The following is a 4,837-nucleotide window of genomic DNA, read 5'->3' on the forward strand; positions in this document are numbered from 1 at the left end:
GGGGCACCCCCCGGCCGGGGGGTGCCCCTTCCTCATGCCGTCGGCCTCTCAGCCCGCGAGCAGCTTCTTCACCGTGGCGGCCACCCGGCCCCCGTCGGCGAGCCCGGCCACCTTCGGGTTGACGATCTTCATGACGGCACCCATGGCCCGCGGCCCCTCGGCGCCGGCGCTCTTCGCCTCCTGGACGGCCTGCGCGACGATCACGTCCAGCTCGTCGTCGGAGAGCTGCTTGGGCAGGTACGCGTCGAGCAGCTCGCCCTCCGCCTTCTCCCGCTCGGCCTGCTCGGTCCGGCCGCCCTGCGCGAAGGCCTCTGCCGCTTCGCGGCGCTTCTTCGCCTCCTTGGCGATCACCTTCTGCACCTCGTCGTCGGAGAGTTCGCGCGCCGTCTTGCCGCTGACCTCTTCCTTGGTGATCGCGGTGAGGGTGAGGCGGAGGGTGGACGAGGTGAGCTCGTCACGCGCCTTCATGGCCGTGGTGAGGTCTTCCTTGAGCTTGGACTTGAGCGTGGTCATGCGGCGATTGTGACAGGTACGGGGTACCCGCCGCCCGCCGGTTTTCGTCCGTCCCCGCCGTGTCTGCGACGATGGGCACATGCGCGCACGCTACGGAGTACCCCTGAAAGCAACGGCAGTCGGCGCTGCGGTCGGCGCCGCCGGCCTCGTGTACGCCGCCGGATTCGAGGCACGCTCGTTCCGGCTGCGCCGGATCGCGATTCCCGTACTCCCGCACGGGGCACGCCCGTTGCGCGTACTCCAGGTCTCCGACATCCACATGGTGAGCGGTCAGCGCAAGAAGCGCGCGTGGCTGCAGTCACTCGCGGGCCTCCGGCCGGACTTCGTGGTGAACACCGGCGACAACCTCTCCGACCCGGAGGGCGTGCCCGAGCTGCTCGACGCACTCGGCCCGCTGATGGAGTTCCCCGGGGTCTATGTCTTCGGGTCCAACGACTACTACGGCCCGAAGCTCCGCAACCCCGCGCTCTATCTCCTGGAGAAGATGCAGGGCAAGCACGGCCTCAACGGCAACGCACCGGCGGTCGGCGTGGTCCACAACCCGTGGGAGCCCATGCGGGACGCCTTCGACGAGGCGGGCTGGCTGAACCTGACCAACACCCGGGGACGGATCAATGCCGACGGCCTGGAGATCGCGTTCACCGGCCTGGACGACCCGCACATCAAGCGGGACCGTTACGCGGAGGTCGCCGGCGGCCCCGAGACCGGCGCGGACCTCTCGATCGGCGTCGTCCACGCCCCCTACCTGCGCACGCTGGATGCCTTCACGGCGGACGGCTACCCCCTGATCCTGGCGGGCCACACCCACGGCGGGCAGCTCTGCATCCCCTTCTACGGGGCTCTCGTCACCAACTGCGATCTGGACACGGACCGGGTGAAGGGCCTCTCCGCACACACCGTCGGCGAGCGGCGTTCCTACCTCCACGTCTCGGCCGGCTGCGGCACCAACCGCTACACCCCCGTCCGCTTCGCCTGCCCCCCCGAGGCGACCCTGCTGACTCTGACGCCCCGGGACTGAGAACGGCGGCCGGGCGTAATACCGGATTTCGCCTCCGGCCGCCGGTGGGCTAAAGTAATCGATGTCGCCGGGACAATCGGTGGACATCGGGGTGTAGCGCAGCTTGGCAGCGCGCTTCGTTCGGGACGAAGAGGTCGTGGGTTCAAATCCCGCCACCCCGACAGCTGGAACACCAGGTCAGGGGCCTGATCCACTAAGTGGATCAGGCCCCTTGCTCGTTCCCGGAGATCGTTTGGGAGAAAACTGGGAGAAGATCTTGGTCGGCTTCTCCCAGCGGCCGATCACCCGGCAAGGGCAGGCACGCCTCCCACGCGTCCGCTCGCACCTGCGCGGTCGCGAACTTCAGTCGACCACTCGACCTGAGGACAGCCTGTGGACTACGGCTTCAGCAGCGCCTCTGAACGAGCGGGTCGCCCGTGCTCGGTCTGCGGCACGGTGCTGGAGTATTGGCGCCCGCGCAGCCAGAAGTACTGCTCCGATCCTTGCCGTACCTCGGCTGCCAAGAGGCAGCGGGTCGAGCGCCCGAAGGACACGCCGAAGGTGCGGCGCCCGATGCAGACGCTCACACCGGGGACGCCTCCGGTGCCCGACCGCGCCAGGACCCGCAAGGTTCCTGGTGATCCTTACTGGAACGCCATCCTCGCGGCGACGGAACGTGCCACGGGCGGCGAACCTTGCCGGATCTGTGGCGAGCCCGTACCAAAGAACGCGCACTGGGAGCACCGTGATCGGCACGTCTGCTCGGGTCGGTGCAACACCACTCTCAAGCGGCGCACGAAGGCGCGGATCGAGAGGGGTGAGATCGACTTGGCCGCCATACCTGATCGAGGTGACCGATCCTCCGCCGATGCCGACCAGCGTGTCCGGTTCGCGGGTGGAGGAGGAGATCGCCGAGCTCCGCCGCGACTTGGACGACATGCGCAGGACGACGCAAGCAGTACCCGGAGGTCGAAGTGACCGAAGAGCTGATTCGGGACGCCCCGGTCCCGGCCCTGACCCGTGCCTCGGACCGGGCCGACCTGCTCGTCCTGGGCTCCCGAGGCCGCGGCGGATTCCACGGCCTGGCCCTCGGGTCGGTCAGCCACCAGCTCCTGCACTACTCAGCGTGCCCCATCGCGATCGTCCGCCCACACCCCGAACCCACCCATGCTTGACCGCACGGCCCTGTCAAAACGCCACTCGCGTTGCCCCGTTCGGCGGACGTCCGCTGGCCATGTGCGGGTGCTGACTACCACGCTCGACCTGGTGGGCCATGCTCACGTCAGTCGCCTGCCGCTCATTGTCGGCGAGCAGGAAGAACACACCGAATACCAGGAGACCCTTCATGGACATGCCCGTCGTGACCGAATGCGCGGTTGAAAACTGCGCCTACAACCGGGACCACGCCTGCAACGCAATGGCCATCACCGTGGGCGACGTCCGGCACCCACACTGCGACACCTTCTTCACCTCCCCGGCCAAGGGCGGCGACCCGTCCGCCACCGGCCAGGTCGGCGCCTGCAAGATGTCCGACTGCCGACACAACGTCGACTTTGAATGCCAAGCCCCCGGCATCACCGTGGGCTACCAGCAGACCGACGTCGACTGCCTGACCTACGCACCCGCCTGAGCTCCACGGGCTCACCACCGCGCAGGACCACTGGTGAGCCCGGAGGAAAGGCAATGGCCCGGGGACCTGCACGACCAGGGCTTTGCCCGATTCGCCGCTCAAACCGTCGGCATCGGCATCCGGCTCCTCCCAGTGCGCACCCAGCGCGTCGGCACCGACCCCGCGAGACTGGGTGCAGCCGGTGACCGTGAGGCACAAGCACTCATCGCCCGGCTTCTGCACGAGTACCGTCCAGGTGACGCCGTACTGTCGGAGGATGCGCCCGGCGACCCGGCTCGTCACGACGCCGACCGCGTCTGGATCATCGACCCCCTGGACGGGACTCGAGAGTTCGCCGCCCCACCCCGCGGAGACTGGGCGGTACAGGTCGCCCTGTGGGAGAAGGACCTGGGACGAACTCGACCTCACCGCCACCTGCCGAGTTGAGGCGATGCGCTGGCAGGCCAAGCACGACCGCGATGCATTCAAGAATGTCTGGCTGCTGTTCGAGAACGAAAACGGACGCTTCCCGCTCCACCCCGGCGAGTCCGTGTGGATGGAATACGCCTATTCCGCGTCAGTGACGGCAGTTGGAGCAACTGGTTTCAGCGGGTCTTCCACTTGCCCAGGAGTACCGGCAGACCGGCGGGGCCTGGGCATACGAGCAGTAGCCGTCAAATACACGGGGCCGAGATACGGGTTCGCGGTCGAGCATGGCCGACGCTCGACATGAGGGTCGAGTTGTCCAGTGAGCAGTGGCACAGGCATCGAGCAAGCCGCCTTCCCCTTGCATCGGTGCTACACGGGCACGAGCCCGCCGTATTGACCGCCCCGTCTGCCCTACAGTGTTCGTACGGAGCGGCCGTGGGAGCGGTGATGAGACGAGCGACAGCATGCGGGCCGGTAGAGATCGGTGTCCGTGCTGCGCTGGCGCTGCTGGTGGCGGTTACGGCGCTCTTGTGCGTTTTCAGCCACGTGCAAGGCCCACGAGGGCCCGCGGGATCGCCCTCTGCGGCAGTCTCCGCGACCTCCTCGTTGTTTGAGGCGCCCACCGGTGCGGCCGTGCCGTGCGGCAAGAAGGCTGTGGCTGAGCAGACTGCGCAGCGAGCCGAGAGCGCGCCGCAGTTGCCTGACTCCTTCGGCTGGATCTCGTCCCCAACGGCTGTGGCTCCGTCACCATGCAACGCCGGTTCGGGCCCATATGGGGGAGGTCCGGCTCCACCACCTCCTGTTTCTCTTCATTCCGTTCTGCGGATTTAGGCCGGCCTGTTGGTCGTGTCCCTGAATCCGCAGAACGGAGTGTTCTCTCATGTCTTCTTCCCCGCGCTCTTGGCGCCGGGCTGGTGAAGCGCTGGGCGCGTGGCGAGCCCGGCAATGGATGGTCGTGGGTGCCGGTGCGCTGGCAACAGCGGTCCTGGTCGGTGTGCCGACCGCGGTAGTGCCCAATCCGGTGTTCGGCCGTTCGGTTCCCGTGCAGTGGTGGAACTATCCGGCTCTGGTCGTGACAGCTCTGCTGGCGGGCATTGTGCTCAGCACCTATGTGCAACAGCCGTCCGAGGCGGCGCCCACGGACCGTGAGGGCAGCCGCCTGGGTGCGGTCGGCGGTGTGCTGTCGTTCCTCGCTGGTACGCATTCAGAAGGAATGCGCCTGATCGGTGACGGTTGGTGAGAGTGGCTGGTCAGGTGGTCTGTGCGATGGGTGGCATCCAGAGGTTGCC

The 4,837-nt window shown here is 67.7% G+C and carries 6 protein-coding genes, 1 tRNA gene and 1 pseudogene; 6 read left to right on the forward strand and 2 right to left on the reverse strand.

The features are described 5' to 3' along the window. Window positions 1-48 precede the first annotated feature (48 nt). On the reverse strand, window positions 49-513 hold the full coding sequence (locus tag ACFU5K_RS31160) for a GatB/YqeY domain-containing protein (protein WP_384067900.1): 465 nt from the start codon (window positions 511-513) through the stop codon (window positions 49-51). A 79-nt stretch (window positions 514-592) separates the two neighbouring features. Here ACFU5K_RS31160 and ACFU5K_RS31165 point away from each other — a divergent pair, with 79 nt between their 5' ends. After that, a complete protein-coding gene (locus tag ACFU5K_RS31165; RefSeq protein WP_384067903.1) occupies window positions 593-1,531 on the forward strand; it encodes a metallophosphoesterase in 939 nt (312 codons plus the stop codon). A gap of 87 nt (window positions 1,532-1,618) precedes the next feature. After that, window positions 1,619-1,692: transfer RNA gene (locus ACFU5K_RS31170), tRNA-Pro, on the forward strand. A gap of 216 nt (window positions 1,693-1,908) precedes the next feature. Here ACFU5K_RS31170 and ACFU5K_RS31175 read toward each other — a convergent pair. Next, on the reverse strand, window positions 1,909-2,097 hold the full coding sequence (locus tag ACFU5K_RS31175) for a hypothetical protein (protein WP_384067906.1): 189 nt from the start codon (window positions 2,095-2,097) through the stop codon (window positions 1,909-1,911). Between the two features lie 270 nt (window positions 2,098-2,367). On the opposite strand from ACFU5K_RS31175, the gene ACFU5K_RS31180 reads away from it, so the two are divergent. The 4 genes and pseudogenes from ACFU5K_RS31180 to ACFU5K_RS31195 form a co-directional block, all read left to right on the forward strand. Next, a complete protein-coding gene (locus tag ACFU5K_RS31180; RefSeq protein WP_384067916.1) occupies window positions 2,368-2,685 on the forward strand; it encodes a universal stress protein in 318 nt (105 codons plus the stop codon). Between the two features lie 170 nt (window positions 2,686-2,855). Continuing rightward, a complete protein-coding gene (locus tag ACFU5K_RS31185) occupies window positions 2,856-3,140 on the forward strand; it encodes a DUF1540 domain-containing protein (RefSeq protein ID WP_384067909.1) in 285 nt (94 codons plus the stop codon). Window positions 3,141-3,173: 33 nt separating this feature from the next. Further along, window positions 3,174-3,566: an inositol monophosphatase family protein gene (locus ACFU5K_RS31190; RefSeq protein ID WP_384067913.1), complete on the forward strand. Its 393-nt coding sequence runs from the start codon at window positions 3,174-3,176 to the stop codon at window positions 3,564-3,566. A gap of 862 nt (window positions 3,567-4,428) precedes the next feature. Further along, window positions 4,429-4,743 (forward strand): annotated as a pseudogene (locus ACFU5K_RS31195) (hypothetical protein); the annotation flags it as partial. Window positions 4,744-4,837: the final 94 nt, after the last annotated feature.

The organism is Streptomyces sp. NPDC057428, from assembly GCF_042803195.1.
Taxonomy (GTDB): Bacteria; Actinomycetota; Actinomycetes; order Streptomycetales; family Streptomycetaceae; genus Streptomyces.

What these genes read in the sequence shown, in the direction of transcription:
- ACFU5K_RS31185 (WP_384067909.1), top strand. Translation starts at nt 2,856, where the DNA reads ATGGACATGCCCGTCGTGACCGAATGCGCGGTTGAAAACTGCGCCTAC.
- ACFU5K_RS31160 (WP_384067900.1), bottom strand. Translation starts at nt 513, where the DNA reads ATGACCACGCTCAAGTCCAAGCTCAAGGAAGACCTCACCACGGCCATG.
- ACFU5K_RS31165 (WP_384067903.1), top strand. Translation starts at nt 593, where the DNA reads ATGCGCGCACGCTACGGAGTACCCCTGAAAGCAACGGCAGTCGGCGCT.